A 14353-nucleotide genomic window follows, 5' to 3' on the forward strand; every position below is an offset into this window, starting at 1 on the left:
GCGACGCGCTGCCAGGCGGCGTCCAGCTCGGTGCGCTCCTGCCTGGCCCGAGCGGCGCGCAGCGCGGCGAGCTGCGCGACGTCCCGCACCTTCCCAGTGCTGCCGAACTTCTCGACGCGTCCGCCGCTGCACAGCGGTGCGGGGTTGTTGGTGAATGGCCCGGTCGGCCGGGTTTCGGTGGTCTGGTGGGCCATTCACCTCGGGCTCAGCTGCAGGCGTTCTCGATGACGTCCGCTCCTGCGACGGGGCCGCCGGCGGCGGCGATGTCGGCGCGCATGCCGACCAGGTTGGCGCGGATGTCCTCGTCGTCGGCGACGGCCTCCACCGCGGCGAACACGCCCTGCGCGGTCAGCTCCTCCTCGGCCAGCCGACGGCCCAGGCCCAGCTCGGCGACGCGGTCGGCGTTGGCCGCCTGCTCCATCATCTGCGGGACGCCCACCATCGGGACCCCGTAGGTCAGCGACTCCATCGTCGAGCCCATCCCGTTGTGCGTGACGAACGCCGAGGCGCGCCGCAGCACCCCCAGCTGCGGGAACGTGGGCCGCACGTCGAAGTTCGCGGGGATCTCCCCGAGGTCGGCCACGTCCACCACGTCACCGATGGACATCGCGACCTGCCAGCGGGTGCCGCCGAAGGCCTCCAGGAACGTGCGGTACAGGTCGGGCCGGTCGTTGAACCCGGTGCCCAGCGAGATGAACAGCAGCGGCGCCTGCTCGTCGGCCGGGGTGTAGTCCTCCTGCGCGCGGCTGCCCAGGCACGGGCCGACGAAGTGGAAGTTGTCGCCGAAGGTCTCGCCGCCGAACTGGAACGACTTCGGCAGGAACACCACGCTGTCCGCCCCGGGAACCGGGCGCATCGGGAATTGGTCGCCGGAGAGCCCGTACTCCTCGCCGAGTTCCTGGAACAGCGCCGCCGCCTTCGCCAGCGACGGGTGCTGCGGGTCGAAGTCCGCCGGCATCGACCGCTGCTGCAGCGACACCTGGTCGTTGCCCGCGAAGCTGGGCAGCAGCGACACCACCGGCACGTCCAGCTTCTGCGCGAGCATCCGCCCCACCGGGGTGAGCATGTCGAAGCACACCACGTCGGGCCGGTCCTGCTCGAACCGCTCCAGCAGCACCGGCAGCGCGTTGCGGGCCTCGCCGTGCAGGTACTCCAGCATCCCGGCCATCACGTCGACGGTCATCTGCATGCCGGGCTTGACCGTCGGCAGCGTCGAGGGGAGTTCGACCCCGGCGGCTCCGGCGGCCTCGACCTTCTCCATCATGCTCTGCCCGGTGGCGTAGCTGACCCGGTTGCCGCGCCGCGTGAGTTCCTCCACCAGCGGCAGGGTCGGATTGATGTGCCCGTGTCCCGGCACGGTGACCACGGCGATGTGCTTGTTCACGATTCCCCTAGCTATCGGTATCGGCCGTTCGGCCCACACCCGTCCAGTCTGCCCCTCCCCGTTCGGCGAGGTGCGCGCGGAGGCGTGCGGTGATCCTCACACCGCCCGTGCCCTGGACAGCACCCACGGTCACTGCTCCGCCGGTCAGCCCTTGACGCAGACGACCTGCTTGAGGTGGGCGACGACCTCGACGAGGTCGGTCTGGGCTCGGATCACCTCGTTGATGTCCTTGTACGCGGACGGGATCTCGTCGACCACGCCCGCGTCCTTGCGGCACTCCACCCCTGCGGTCTGCGTGGCGAGGTCGGCGGCGGTGAACGTCTTGCGCGCCTTCGACCGCGACATCGCCCGCCCGGCGCCGTGCGAGGCGGAGGTGAACGATTCCGGGTTGCCGAGGCCGCGCACGATGAACGATCCGGTGCCCATGCTGCCCGGGATGATCCCCAGCTCCCCGCTGCCCGCGCGGATGGCGCCCTTGCGGGTCACCAGCAGGTCCACCCCGTCGTAGGTCTCCTCCGCCACGTAGTTGTGGTGGCAGGAGATCGGCTCGTCGAACCGGGCGCGCCACACCGCCTCGGACACCGCCCGCTGCACCAGCGCCACCATGACCGCCCGGTTGCGCCGCGCGTACTCCTGCGCCCAGAACAGGTCGCGCCGGTAGGCCGCCATCTGCGGGGTGCCCGCCACGAACACCGCCAGGTCCGGGTCGGGCAGGTCGGCGTTGTGCGGCAGCGACCTGGCCACCTCGACGTGCCGTTCGGCGAGCTCCTTGCCGATGTTGCGCGACCCGGAGTGCAGCATCAGCCACACCCGGCCCTCGTCGGCGCCGCCCTGCTCCAGGCACACCTCGATGAAGTGGTTCCCGCCGCCGAGGCTGCCCAGCTGCCGCAGCGCCCGCTGCCGCCTGCCGCGCACCCCGCGGTGCAGCTCGTCGAACCGGCCCCAGAACCCGTCCCAGCCCGATTCGCCGGGCACCCGCGCGGGATCGACCGGTTCGTCGTGCATCGAGAACCCGACCGGCACCGCCGCTTCGATGCGCCGCCGCAGCCTGCCGAGGTCGGCGGGCAGATCGGAGGCGCGCAGCGACGTGCGCACCGCGCTCATCCCGCAGCCGATGTCCACCCCGACCGCGGCCGGGGACACCGCGTCGCGCATCGCGATCACGCTGCCGACGGTCGCGCCCTTGCCCAGGTGCACGTCCGGCATCACCGCCAGCCCGTGCACCCACGGCAGGTCGGCGATGTTGCGCAGCTGCGCCATCGCCGCGTCCTCCACCCGGGCCGGATCCGCCCACATCCGGATCGGCACCCGGCTGCCCGGCACCACGCTGACCACCACGACCTCCTCGGAAGAACCGCCACCGGACCCGGCGGGGCTCCGGTGCACGACGAACGGGTACGAGACGAGCCGGTGCGGGATGCGGAAGTACCCGGCCGCTCGGGCTCGGGCACCAGCACGCGACGACGGGCGTCAGCGGGCACGCCGCCGCGCTGGCGGGCCGGGCCACCGGCGGCTTCGCCGCCGAACCGGCTCCACGCGACCGCTTTCCGCGCGCTCGCCACCGCTCTCGAACGACGCGTCGATCATGCGGTCCGGCCGCGGCGGGCCGCAACCGGATTTCCGCGGCCGGGCCTCACGCCCGGCTGAAGTCGGTGGTCAAGACGTGGTGCTTCGCCGGCCCCGCCACGTGCCACCGCTGCCACCAGGAGTCGGGGCCGTGCACCGCGAACTCGCCGCGGTACAGATCGGCCCGGCACGGGTGCTCCACCAGCCAGCGCCCGGATCGCAGGTCCAGGTCGTGGAAGAAGCCGCCGTGGTCGAAGTGCACCGCCGCGGTCGCCGGATCCGCCAGGCGGTAGTGCAGCGTCCGGTGCGCCGGGCCGCGGTGGGCGCCCAGCTCCAGCTCCCCGGTCTCGCGGTACACGAGCTCGCCCGCGTCGGCGGTGAACACCGCCTCGCCCGCGAATCCGCCCAGCCGCGCTCCCGCGTCGTCGACGATGTCGCGCCGCAGCACCCAGCGGCCGGTGAGGTACCGCGCCAGGTCCGGGACCGGGAACAGGGCCGCATCGGAGCCCCGGACCGGCTCGGGTGCCCGGGCCGGATCGGGTGCCGGGACCGGCTCGGTCACGCCGAGGCGCCGGTGGAACCGCCCACCACCGCGTCCGAGGACGCGGCCTCCTTCGGCGGCAGCAGCCCGGACACGTCCGAACCGGTGTCGTTGATCTTGAGCACGAACGGGCGGGTCTCGGTGTAGCGCACCACGCTGATCGAGCACGGGTCGACCACGATCCGTTGGAACCCGTCCAGGTGCACGCCCAGCGCGTCCGCCAGCACCGACTTGATCACGTCGCCGTGCGAGCACACCACCCACACCGCGTTCGGCCCGAACTCCGCCGACACGCGCGCGTCGTGCTCGCGGATCGCCGCGACCGCCCGCGCCTGCACGTGCGCGAGGCCCTCACCGCCGGGGAACACCGCCGCGGACGGGTGCTGCTGCACCACCGACCAGAGCGATTCGCCGGTCAGCTCCGAGACCTTCCGGCCGGTCCACTCGCCGTAGTCCACTTCGGACAGCCGCTCGTCCACGACCGGGTCGAGGCCGCGGGCCGCGGCGAACTCCCGCACCGTCTCCTCGCAGCGCTGCAGCGGGGAGCGCACCAGCGAGGAGATCGGGACCTCCGCGAGCCGCCCGGCCAGGCCCGCGGCCTGCTCGTTGCCCGTGGGGTCCAGCCCCACTCCCGGGCTGCGCCCGGCCAGGACCCCCGAACCGTTCGCCGCCGATCGTGCGTGCCTGAGCAGGATGAGTGTCGCCACGGAAACCGAGGGTAGGCCCCGCCCCGGCGGGCGCCGAACCCCACCCGAGAACGACGGTGGCCCGGCGCCGCGCGGGCACCGGGCCACCTGGGCCGAGCACGATCAGGGTTGCATGACGCCGAGCCCGAGCAGGGCGAACACCAGCAGGCCCAGCCCGATCCGGTACCACACGAACAGGTACACGCTGTGGTGCTCCACGAACCGCAGCAGCCAGGCGATGCACGCGTAGCCGACCAGGCCCGCTACCAGCGTCGCCACGATCATCTGCACGCCCGAGGGCTGCAGGCCCGGCCCGCCGCCCTCGAACACGTGCGGGATCTCCGAGAGCCCGGCCGCGAACACCGCCGGGATCGCCAGCAGGAACGAGAACCGCACCGCGGTCGGCCGGGTCAGGCCCAGCGACAACCCGGCGGTGATCGTGCCGCCGGACCGGGACACCCCGGGGATCAGCGCCAGCGCCTGCGCCAGGCCCATCAGCACGCCGTCGCGCAGCGTCAGCCCGTCCTGCGCCCGCTGCTGCCTGCCGAACCGCTCCGCCAGCCCCAGCAGCACGCCGAAGACGATCAGCATCGCGCCGGTCACCCACAGGCTGCGCAGCGCGCCGCGGATGTAGTCCTGGAACAGCAGGCCCAGCACGCCGATCGGGATGCTGCCCACGATCACGTACCACGCCAGCCGGTAGTCCTGGGTGCGCCGCGCCTCGGCGTCGACCAGGCCGCGGAACCACGTGCCGATCAACCGCACGATGTCCTTGATGAAGAAGATGACCACGGCCAGTTCGGTACCGATCTGCGTCACAGCCGTGAACGAGGCGCCCGCGTCATCGCCGAAGAACAACTCCGAGACGATCCGCAGGTGCCCCGACGACGAGATCGGCAGGAACTCGGTCAGACCCTGGACCACGGCGAGCACCATGGCCTGCAACCACGACAACTGAACCCACTCCAGCACTGTGCGATGGATGAATCGGGCCCGCACCGGTTCCGCGACCAGGGCGAGGCCTCGTCCTGAGCGCAAATCTTGCAACACCGCCCGCACTCCCCGCGGCCCGGCCCACCGCACCGGCCACCAGCGACGACCCGTCCGGCGGAGCCCGCAGGCGCCTCGGCGCGCGGAGGCGAACTCTCGGCGAACGCGTCGTGAACGCCACCGGCGCCGATCCGGGCCTGGCCCGCCGCGGCGCACCGGTGCGATGCTGGACGTTCACCCGGGGGGTGGGCGGCCGAGCAGCGCGGCAGGTCAGGAATCCTAGAGCTGTCACCGCCCGAACCACGGGCGCACGCACCTGGAGGGCCCCTTGCGCCGACTGGTCGCCGCCTGCCTCACCGCCACCGTGCTCACCGGCTGCGGTGGTGTCGGCGCCGACGATCCGCTGCAGGTCACCGACACGCTCACCGCGGCGGAACCGGCGCGCGCCCCCGACGCGTCCGCGCGGCCCGCGGGAACCGTGGTGCCCGCGCCGCCGACCGCGGTGACCGCGTTCCTGCCCGGCGCATCGATCCTGGCGACCGCGCACGAGCGCACCGTGTCCCTCTACGACGCCCGCGACCTGCGCCGCGCGCCCCGCCAGGTGGAGCTGCCCGCCGCACCGGCGACGCTGCGCGCCACCCCGGACGGGAAGCTGCTGGCCGCGCAGCCGGACGCGGACCTGGTCGCCCGCATCGATCCGGCGACCGGCGCCGCCGAGCAGCTGCGCTACCCGGGTCGCCCGCTGGACGCGGCCGCCGTGCCCGGCGGGCTCGCGGTGGGGCTGGAGGCGACCGGCAGCGTGGCGCTGCCCGGCGGGAAGCAGGCCACCGGGTTCAAGCGGCCGGCGCAGCTGGTCGAGGTCGGCGGGCGGTTGCACGTGCTGGACGCGCTGGAGACCTCGTTGACGCCGATCGACCCGGCCACCGGGGAGAAGGAGCCCGCGCTGCGGGCGGGTACCGGCGCCACCCGCGCGGTCGCCGACCGCTACGACCGGGTGCTGAGCGTGGACACCCGCGGGCAGGAGCTGCTGGCCTTCGCCACCGATCCGCTGATCATGAAGCAGCGCTTCCCGGTGCCCGGCGCGCCCTACGGCCTGGCCTACGACCCCGCTCGGGACCTGGCGTGGGTCACGCTGACGGCGAGCAACGAGCTCGTCGGCTACGACGTCGCGGGCGGGGAACCCCGCGAGGTGCACCGGGTGCCGACCGTGCGGCAGCCGAACTCCGCGGCCGTCGACCCCGCTACCGGTGCAGTGTTCGTCGCCTCGGCAACCGGGGCAGGAGTGCAGGTGGTGACGCCATGAGCGAGGACCGGGACCCCGAGACCTCTTCCGTGCCCGCCCCCGCAGGCAGCGGGGCGCGGGAGAACGGCTTCTCCGACGAGAAGTGGGACTACCGGCCGCTGCGGCTGCCGCCGGGCATCACCCGGCTCAGCGCCGCCACCCAGCTGAGCATCCACGCCGAGTTCTCCGGGTGGGAGCTGTCCCGCGTGCTGCTCTACTCCGACGGCACCCGCAAGGTGTGGCTGCGCCGCCGCCGGAGCACCCCGGGAGTGCCGGAGCTGCGCACCTGATCGGTCGCCCGGCGGGTGGGTGAGCCGGTATCGGCGGCCTCCGGTCCTTGCGGGTTCCTGGCGGGTTCCTGATGCGTCGGCCGTGCCGTGTGGCGGGTCCGTTCCGGTGGACTGAAGATATCGACGGCGTGGTGGGAGTGCGATCTGCACCACTCCCCAGGACCATCGGCCATACCCTCCCGACACCCGACGAACAGGAGCACGACGTGGAACCCGCCGAGCACAACCCGGCCGACCAGTTCGACTCACCGCGCGCGAGCGTGCAGACCCTGCTGCCCGAGGCCGCCGTTCCCGGCCAGCACCGCATGCCGTGGCCCGGCGAACTCGACGACACCGACGAGAGCCACCTGATCCGCGGCTACGACTGAACGAGCCCGGTTCCCGGCCCGGGATGCCCGGCGCGGGCTAGGCGGGTGCACTCCCCACCCGCTCGTCCAGCGCGGTGCCGAGAGTTCCGGGCCAGGTCGCGGCCATGCCGCGCACCCCGTCGAGCGCCGCGTGCAGCCTGCCGCGCGCGTCGAGCTCGGCGCCGCTCTTGAGCCATTCCCGCAGCACCTGGTTGTGCGCGGCGACCACCGCGGCCGCCGCCACCGCCGCGCGCAGCGCCGCGTCCGGTTCGCCGTCGTAGCGGCCGCGCAGGTAGCGGGTGAACGCCCGCTGGTAGTCGTCGGTGCTGGCGATCTCCTTGGCCCGCAGCGACGGGACCTGCCTGGTCAGCGCGAAGCGCTGCAGCGCCACCGCGGGGTCGGCCAGGTAGGTCTCCAGCACCGCTTCGGCGGCCAGGCACACCGCGGGCAGCGGTTCGGCGTCGTCGGCCCGCTCCAGCAGGTCGGCCACGTCGGCCAGCCGTTCCTCGTGGTCGCCGAACACGGCGTCCTCCTTGGAGCGGAAGTACCGGAAGAACGTGCGCCTGCCAACCCCGGCGGCTTCGGCGATCTGGTCGACGGTGGTGGCCTCGAACCCGTTCGCGGCGAACAGGTCCAGCGCGGCCAGCGAGACGGTGCCGCGGATCCGGCGGCGGCCCTGCGGGGTGCGGCCTGCGCGCGGCCGCGGCTGCTCGGACATGGCCGAAATATACCCACCCGATTGAGAGTGGCACTCGGTGCCGTTAGGATTCCGTCGACCGAGGGCGCGGCACACGCCCGCACCCGGATCCGGCGATCACCACGGCCCCAGCGCAACGCTGGAGACGGGAGGCAGCAGTGAACCCGAACTTCGAGACCTACCGGCTCAACGAGGAGCACGACGCCCTGCGCGAGGCGGTGCGCGCTCTCGCGGAGAAGGAGATCGCCCCGCACGCCGCCGAGGTCGACGAGCAGGAGCGCTACCCGCAGGAAGCGCTCGACGCCCTGGTCAAGGCCGGGTTCGCCGCCGTGCACGTGCCCGAGGTCTACGGCGGCGAAGGCGCCGACTCGGTCGCCACCTGCATCGTCATCGAAGAGGTCGCCCGCGTCTGCGCCTCCTCCTCGCTGATCCCCGCGGTGAACAAGCTCGGCACCATGCCGATCATCCTGTCCGGGTCCGAGGACCTGAAGAAGAAGGTGCTCGGCGACCTCGCCGCGGGCACCGCCACCGCCTCCTACGCGCTGTCCGAGCGCGAAGCCGGTTCCGACGCCGCCGCCATGAAGACCCGCGCGCACCGCTCCGGCGACGACTGGGTCCTCAACGGCAGCAAGTGCTGGATCACCAACGGCGGCGTGTCCAGCTGGTACACCGTCATGGCCGTCACCGACCCGGAGAAGAAGGCCAGCGGCATCAGCGCGTTCGCCGTGCACAAGGACGACCCGGGCTTCGTCGTCGGTCCCAAGGAGAAGAAGCTCGGCATCAAGGGCTCGCCCACCGTCGAGCTCTACTTCGAGGACGCCACCATCCCGGGCGACCGGATCATCGGCGAGCCCGGCACCGGCTTCAAGACCGCCCTGGCCACCCTCGACCACACCCGGCCCACCATCGGTGCGCAGGCGGTCGGCATCGCCCAGGGCGCCCTCGACCAGGCGCTGGCCTACGTCAAGGAGCGCAAGCAGTTCGGCAAGACCATCAGCGACTTCCAGGGCGTCCAGTTCATGCTCGCCGACATGGCCATGAAGGTCGAAGCCGCCCGCCACATGGTCTACGTCTCCGCGGCCCGCGCCGAGCGCGGCGAGGGCAACCTCGGGTTCATCTCCGCGGCCGCCAAGTGCTTCGCCTCCGACGTCGCCATGGAGGTCACCACCGACGCCGTGCAGCTGTTCGGCGGCGCCGGCTACACCCGCGACTTCCCGGTGGAGCGCATGATGCGCGACGCCAAGATCACCCAGATCTACGAGGGCACCAACCAGATCCAGCGCATGGTGATGTCCCGCGCCCTGCTCAAGGGCTGACCGCCCCCGCCCGTGGCCCCCGGTTCCGCGCCGGGGGCCACGGCTCGCTCACCCCTCGTCCGGGTCCTCGGCCTCGCGAGCCAGCTGGTTGCCCGCCTCCGCGTACAGGCTGGTCAGCAGCCACGCCCCCACCCCGATGTCATCGGTGATGCCCACCAGCGGCAGCAGGTCCGGCACGAAGTCCAGCGGCCAGATCACGTACAGCAGCCCCGCCAGCCACAGCACCGTCTGGTAGCGCGGCACCGCCGCGGGCCGCCCGCGCCACGGCGCCGCGACCATCGACGGCACCACCCGCAGCCGCTGCACCGGGCCACCGGTACCCGGTGCCGACCGCGCCGCCCGGTGCACCCTGCGCACCGGAGCGAGCCTGCGCCGCACCGCCGCGACCAACCCGGCGACCACCACCCCCGCGCCCGCGGCGAGCAAGCCACCCGGAACCAGCCAGCCCGACCCGCTCCAGTCCCCCACCACCAGCGCCACCAGCCCGGCCAGCACGAGCACTCCGCCAACGGCGATCATCACGACACCTCTCACGAACGCGGGAATCCGCACCAGCCTGCCACGGGCCGCCGCGCGCACCGGCCCGGACCGACCGGCACGCGAGCCACCCCGATCCGTGCCACAGTCGCCGAGGGCCGGGCGGACAGCAGGGGGACACCGTGGTCGAACAGGCCGAACCGACACGTCGGCAGCCATCGCTGGCCCGCGCGGGCGGCACCATGGCCGTGGCCACCATCGTCAGCCGGATCACCGGGCTCGCCTCGAAGGTCGTGCTCGTCGCCGTCCTCGGCCTCGGCATGGTCAACGACTCCTACACGGTCGCCAACACGCTGCCGACCGTCGTCAACGAGCTGCTGCTCGGCGGCGTGCTCACCAGCGTCGCCGTCCCGCTGCTGGTGCGCGCCCAGCAGCGCGGCGAACGGGACGGCGAGCAGTACGCCCAATGGCTGATCACCACGGGTGGGGTGCTGATGGCGGGTGCGACCGTCCTCGCCGTCGCCGCCGCACCGCTGCTGACCGCGCTCTACCTCGGCGCCCACACCCGCGCGAACACCGCGCTGACCACCGCTTTCGCCTACCTGCTGCTGCCGGCGATCCTGTTCTACGGCCTGTCGGCGCTGCTGTCGGCGGTGCTCAACGCCCGCCACGTGTTCGGACCGCCCGCCTGGGCGCCGGTGGTGAACAACGTCGTCGTGCTCACCACGGCCGGGGTGTTCGTGCTGCTGCCCGGCACCATCACCCTCGACCCGGTGCGCATGGGGGAACCGAAGCTGCTCGTGCTCGGCATCGGCACCGCGCTCGGCATCGTCGCGCAAGCGCTCGTGGTCGCCGTGTCGCTGCGCCGCACCGGGTTCCGCTACCGGTGGCGGTGGGGCTGGGACCACCGGCTCGGCGAGTTCGCCTCGCTCGCGGGCTGGGTCGTGCTCTACACGCTGATCAGCCAGTTCGGCATGATCGTCACCACCCGCGTCGGCGCGCAGGGCACCGAGGGCAGCGTCGCCACCTTCACCTACGCGTGGCTGCTGTCCCAGGTGCCCTACGGCGTGCTCGGGGTGTCGCTGCTGACCGCGCTCATGCCGCGCATCAGCCGCTCCGCCACCGATCCGGACCGGCGCGCGTTCGTCGCCGACCTGTCGCTGGGCACCCGGATGAGCGGGGTGCTGCTGCTGCCGATCAGCGCGCTCATGGTCGTGGCCGGGGGTTCGCTGGGCATCGCGTTCTTCTCGCTCGGCAACAACGGCATCGCCGCCGCGGACCGGCTCGGCGCCACCATCGGGGTGTGCGCGCTGGGCATCGTGCCGTTCGCGATCACCATGCTGCAGCTGCGGGCCTTCTACGCGATGAAGGACGCCCGCACGCCCACCCTCATCAACCTGATCATGGTCGGGTTCCGGTCCGGGCTGTGCTACCTGTTCCTGGCCACCAGCGATCCGGCGGACCTCGTCGTCGGCGTCGCGCTGGCCATGTCGCTGAGCTTCGTGCTCGGCGCCCTGGTCGGGCAGCTGTGGCTGCGGGCCCGCATCGGCCGCGTCGACAGCCGCCGCACCGCGGGGAGCCTGTTGCGGGCGCTCGCGGTCACCGCCGCGGCCTGCGGCTGCGCGCTCGCCGCCGACCAGGCCGTGCGCGCCGCGCTCGGCGACACCGGCCCGATCGCCGGGGCCTGGACCAGCCTCGTCGTCCACGGCGTCGTGGTGCTCACCGCGAGCTTCGGCGGCCTGCTGCTGGTCCGCGCCCCCGAGGTGCAACCGGTGCGCGACGCGCTGCGCCGCCGCTGATCACTTCGGGTTGCGCGCCCGCACCCGGGTGCGCTCCACCCGCAGCGCCGCCAGCTCTTCCGGTTCCGCGATCGGCTGCAGCGGGGCTCCGACGGCCCACTCCAGCAGCAGGTCGGCCAGCGCCGGGTTCCGCGCCAGGATCGGCCCGTGCAGGTAGGTGCACACCACGTGGCCCCGCACCGCGCCCTCCGCGCGGTCGTGGCCGTTGCCGGTGCCGCGGGTGACCCGCGCCAGCGGCACCGAACCGGCACCGAGCCTGGTGCGGCCCAGGTGGTTCTCGAACCCGGTCAGCATCCCGACGCCGGCCAGCACCGAGTTCGCGGTGACCTCGCCGATCGCGCGTTCCGGCGCGGGTTCGGTGGTCGCGTCGACCAGCCCGAGGCCTTCGTGGCGGACCCCGTCACCGGTGGTGAACTCGGTGCCCAGCAGTTGCAGGCCGCCGCAGATCCCCAGCACCGGCACGCCGCGCGCCACCGCCCGTTGCAGCCCGGGCGAGCGGGACAGCACCCGCATGGCGGCGGTCTGCGCCACGTCCTCACCACCGCCGAGCAGGTACACGTCGCAGGACTCCGGCACCTCCGGTGCGGACGCCAGCACCGTCACCGTCTCGCTCGGGATGCCGCGCCACGCCAGCCGCTGTTCGAGCACCAGCACGTTCCCGCGGTCGCCGTAGGTGCCCAGCAGGTCCGGTAGCAGCAGCGCGATCCGCACGCCGCCGCTCATCGGGTCACGCTCCGGGCCAGCAGGTCGCGGAAAGCGGTGTAGTTCGCGATCACGTCCGGTTCGGCGCCGCTGCGGCCCAGCGCCTCCTGCGCGGTGCCCACCACGTCGCAGCGCACCCCCGCGTACCGCAGGCGCACCGCCAGGTCCAGGCCTCGTTCTCCGGTCACCAGCACCGACCTCCCGCGCAGCGAGTCGAAGTCCACGTCCCAGAGCCAGGAGACGTCGTAGCCGTCGGCTTCCCGGCTGTTGACCGCCAGCACCAGCGGCCGGTCGTGCCCGGAGACCAGGTCGAGCATCTCCAGCCAGCTCGCCGGGTTCTTCGCCAGCAGCAGCCGCACCACCCGGTCGTCGAGCAGCACGGTCGCGTAGCGGCCGCTGGCCTGGCGCAGGTCGGTGATCCGCGTCAGCACCCGGTCCGGGTCGCAGCCGAGTTCGGCGGCCGCGGCGACCGCGAAGGTGGCGTTGATCCGGTTGACGTGCCCGGGCAGCTGCAGGCTCAGCTCGCGCGCCCAGCCGTCGGGGCCGAGCACGGCGTCCGCGGTGACCGTCCAGTCCGCTTCCGGGCGGGCGAGTCCGCAGGTGCAGCGCCACGGCCCGTCGAGGTCGGCGATGTGCGCGCCGCAGCGCGGGCAGTTCAGCGAGTCGTGCATCCAGCGCGCCCCGCCGGACACCCAGGTCACGGCGGGGTGGTCGGCGGCGACGGAGACGATGTTCGGGTCGTCGCGGTTGGCGACGACGCGGGTGTGCGGCACCCGTTCCAGCGCGGCGCGCAGGCTGCGCTGCACGGTGCGGATCTCCCCGACCCGGTCCATCTGGTCCCGGCTGAGGTTGAGCAGCACGATCACCGACGGCGCGAATTCGGCGGTGACCTGGGCGAGGTGGAGTTCGTCGACCTCGAGGGCGGCGAACGGTGCGGACAGGTCGGTCATCAGCGCGGCGACGTGGCCGTCGAGCATGTTGGCGCCGGTGACGTTGCTGGTGGCGGTGCCGCGGGTGCGCAGCGCTTCGGCGACGAGAGCGGTGGTGGTGGTCTTGCCGTTGGTGCCGGTGATCATGACGATGCGCCTGCCCGCGGCGAGGCGGCCGAGCAGTCCGGGTTGCAGGCTCAGCGCGAGCCTGCCGCCGATCATGCCGCCGCTGCCCAGGCGCAGCCGCCGGGACATGCCCGCGACGGCGCGGCCGGCACCGACGGCCAGCGTGGTGCGCAGCGGTCTGCCGGTGGCCGGTGCGCCGATGTGCGGCGGGGCGATCGTCCGCCAGGGCGTGGCCGCGGCCGGGTCGTCCGGCGTGGCGTCCGATGCGGTGCGGGGCGGCGGCGGGCTCCCCTGGCCCGCCGCTGCCCGCTCGCCGTCGGGCTCCGCGGTCTCGTCCTGCCGGCCGTCCCTTCTGGTTCCGGTCATTCGTCACTCCCCCTTGACGAACAGCGGGTGCGGTGGCCGGTGCCCGGCTCACCTCACTGCCGCGGGACCAGGGGATCGACCAGGTCCGGCCTGCTCACCGCCCTCGCCCGCCGCTTCGACAGTGTGGCCCGGCGCCGCCGATACAGCGCGACGAATCCGAGCAGGCCACCGGCGGTGAGGGTCAGCGCACCGACCTGTCCGTGGGTCTGCAGCGATTCGGCGAGGACCACGTGATGTGCGGGGAACACGACTCCTGGGCACCTCCTTCCCCGTGTCGGCTGAGCCGGGTCTCCGGCGCGGCCTCCCATCCTCGGAGAGGGGTGGTCACGGACCGGTGCCGACATGCCGGGGCGTCACCCGGCCGAGCTGCTCGTTCCGGTCGTGCGCGCTGATCTCGGTGCGGCCGGTTCGCCCGGCGATCAGGGTTCGCGGCCGCCTAGGGTCGGCGGCGCGTCCGGTGCCGAGACCGCTGGATGTGGTGACCCGCGGGAGCGGGTCCCGGCGTGGGCTGGGTCGTGGACTGGGGAGTCGTGCGATGACCGAGTACTGGGTGCTGTTCGTGCTGGGCGCGGTGGCGTTCGGCGGGGTGTGGTGGACGGCGTGGGACATCCGTTCCGACCTCCGCCGCAGACGCCTGAAGTGAACGGTTCGCCTGCCGGACACCGGACGGCGAACCCCCGTTCCCCCACCATCGACCCCGCGGAGCGCCTCTGACCTTCTTCCTGTCAGCGGCGAAGCCGCTGAGCAGCGACCCAGCACGCAGCGGGACCACCCGCGGGTTCTCAGCGGTGTCCTCGCGAGGACAGCGTTTTCTCCTGTGGCGGAGCCACCTGTGAAAACGAACCCGCAGCGAGG

General features: G+C 73.2%; 15 protein-coding genes and 1 pseudogene. 5 read left to right on the forward strand and 11 right to left on the reverse strand.

Features of this window, described 5'->3' with window-relative positions; genetic code table 11:
* The 6 genes and pseudogenes from ABZ805_RS27670 to ABZ805_RS27695 all read right to left on the reverse strand — a co-directional run.
* A pseudogene (locus tag ABZ805_RS27670) lies at positions 1-194 on the reverse strand (TIGR02677 family protein); the annotation flags it as partial.
* An 11-nt stretch (positions 195-205) separates the two neighbouring features.
* Positions 206-1384 (reverse strand): macrolide family glycosyltransferase, encoded by a 1179-nt coding sequence (locus ABZ805_RS27675; protein WP_358446365.1) that lies wholly within the window; start codon positions 1382-1384, stop codon positions 206-208.
* Between the two features lie 144 nt (positions 1385-1528).
* Positions 1529-2719: an RtcB family protein gene (locus tag ABZ805_RS27680; RefSeq protein ID WP_358446368.1), complete on the reverse strand. Its 1191-nt coding sequence runs from the start codon at positions 2717-2719 to the stop codon at positions 1529-1531.
* 298 nt (positions 2720-3017) lie between these two features.
* Positions 3018-3512, reverse strand: coding sequence for a DUF6314 family protein (locus ABZ805_RS27685; protein ID WP_358446371.1), 495 nt, complete (start codon positions 3510-3512; stop codon positions 3018-3020).
* On the reverse strand, positions 3509-4198 hold the full coding sequence (locus ABZ805_RS27690; RefSeq protein WP_358446374.1) for a histidine phosphatase family protein: 690 nt from the start codon (positions 4196-4198) through the stop codon (positions 3509-3511). Before ABZ805_RS27690 ends, ABZ805_RS27685 begins: the two co-directional genes overlap by 4 nt.
* 102 nt (positions 4199-4300) lie before the next feature.
* Entirely contained in the window at positions 4301-5149 is an 849-nt protein-coding gene (locus tag ABZ805_RS27695; protein ID WP_358446377.1) for an undecaprenyl-diphosphate phosphatase, read from the reverse strand.
* 346 nt (positions 5150-5495) lie between these two features.
* Between ABZ805_RS27695 and ABZ805_RS27700 the strand changes: the two genes are divergently transcribed.
* The 3 genes from ABZ805_RS27700 to ABZ805_RS27710 all read left to right on the forward strand — a co-directional run bounded on the left by ABZ805_RS27700 (position 5496) and on the right by ABZ805_RS27710 (position 7107).
* Complete coding sequence (locus ABZ805_RS27700; RefSeq protein WP_358446380.1) at positions 5496-6470, forward strand: hypothetical protein; 975 nt, start codon at positions 5496-5498, stop codon at positions 6468-6470.
* Positions 6467-6739 (forward strand): DUF5703 family protein, encoded by a 273-nt coding sequence (locus tag ABZ805_RS27705; protein ID WP_358446382.1) that lies wholly within the window; start codon positions 6467-6469, stop codon positions 6737-6739. The genes ABZ805_RS27700 and ABZ805_RS27705 overlap by 4 nt, the downstream gene beginning before the upstream one ends.
* 206 nt (positions 6740-6945) lie before the next feature.
* Positions 6946-7107, forward strand: a complete 162-nt coding sequence (locus ABZ805_RS27710; RefSeq protein WP_358446385.1) for a hypothetical protein — start codon at positions 6946-6948, stop codon at positions 7105-7107.
* A gap of 37 nt (positions 7108-7144) precedes the next feature.
* Here the strand turns inward: ABZ805_RS27710 and ABZ805_RS27715 are convergent, their stop codons facing one another.
* Positions 7145-7804, reverse strand: a complete 660-nt coding sequence (locus ABZ805_RS27715) for a TetR family transcriptional regulator (RefSeq protein WP_358446388.1) — start codon at positions 7802-7804, stop codon at positions 7145-7147.
* A gap of 137 nt (positions 7805-7941) precedes the next feature.
* Here ABZ805_RS27715 and ABZ805_RS27720 point away from each other — a divergent pair, with 137 nt between their 5' ends.
* Positions 7942-9099, forward strand: a complete 1158-nt coding sequence (locus ABZ805_RS27720) for an acyl-CoA dehydrogenase (protein ID WP_358446390.1) — start codon at positions 7942-7944, stop codon at positions 9097-9099.
* Positions 9100-9147: 48 nt separating this feature from the next.
* On the opposite strand, the gene ABZ805_RS27725 is transcribed toward ABZ805_RS27720, so the two are convergent.
* Positions 9148-9618, reverse strand: a complete 471-nt coding sequence (locus ABZ805_RS27725; protein WP_358446393.1) for a DUF1232 domain-containing protein — start codon at positions 9616-9618, stop codon at positions 9148-9150.
* 140 nt (positions 9619-9758) lie between these two features.
* Here ABZ805_RS27725 and murJ point away from each other — a divergent pair, with 140 nt between their 5' ends.
* Positions 9759-11375, forward strand: coding sequence for a murein biosynthesis integral membrane protein MurJ (gene murJ / locus ABZ805_RS27730; protein ID WP_358446396.1), 1617 nt, complete (start codon positions 9759-9761; stop codon positions 11373-11375).
* Here the strand turns inward: murJ and ABZ805_RS27735 are convergent, their stop codons facing one another.
* The 3 genes from ABZ805_RS27735 to ABZ805_RS27745 are packed head-to-tail and all read right to left on the reverse strand — an operon-like array spanning position 11376 to position 13746.
* A complete protein-coding gene (locus ABZ805_RS27735) occupies positions 11376-12098 on the reverse strand; it encodes a glutamine amidotransferase (protein ID WP_358446399.1) in 723 nt (240 codons plus the stop codon).
* Positions 12095-13498 (reverse strand): MurT ligase domain-containing protein, encoded by a 1404-nt coding sequence (locus ABZ805_RS27740; protein ID WP_358446401.1) that lies wholly within the window; start codon positions 13496-13498, stop codon positions 12095-12097. The genes ABZ805_RS27735 and ABZ805_RS27740 overlap by 4 nt, the downstream gene beginning before the upstream one ends.
* 53 nt (positions 13499-13551) lie before the next feature.
* Entirely contained in the window at positions 13552-13746 is a 195-nt protein-coding gene (locus ABZ805_RS27745; RefSeq protein ID WP_358446404.1) for a hypothetical protein, read from the reverse strand.
* Positions 13747-14353 lie beyond the last annotated feature (607 nt).

Origin of the sequence: Saccharopolyspora sp. NPDC047091, assembly GCF_040643635.1 — a bacterium.
Lineage (GTDB): Bacteria > Actinomycetota > Actinomycetes > Mycobacteriales > Pseudonocardiaceae > Saccharopolyspora_C.

Excerpts from the sequence above, each read along its gene's own strand:
- ABZ805_RS27705 (WP_358446382.1), top strand. The coding sequence starts at position 6,467 with ATGAGCGAGGACCGGGACCCCGAGACCTCTTCCGTGCCCGCCCCCGCA.
- ABZ805_RS27715 (WP_358446388.1), bottom strand. The coding sequence starts at position 7,804 with ATGTCCGAGCAGCCGCGGCCGCGCGCAGGCCGCACCCCGCAGGGCCGC.
- ABZ805_RS27725 (WP_358446393.1), bottom strand. The coding sequence starts at position 9,618 with ATGATCGCCGTTGGCGGAGTGCTCGTGCTGGCCGGGCTGGTGGCGCTG.
- ABZ805_RS27735 (WP_358446399.1), bottom strand. The coding sequence starts at position 12,098 with ATGAGCGGCGGCGTGCGGATCGCGCTGCTGCTACCGGACCTGCTGGGC.
- ABZ805_RS27740 (WP_358446401.1), bottom strand. The coding sequence starts at position 13,498 with ATGACCGGAACCAGAAGGGACGGCCGGCAGGACGAGACCGCGGAGCCC.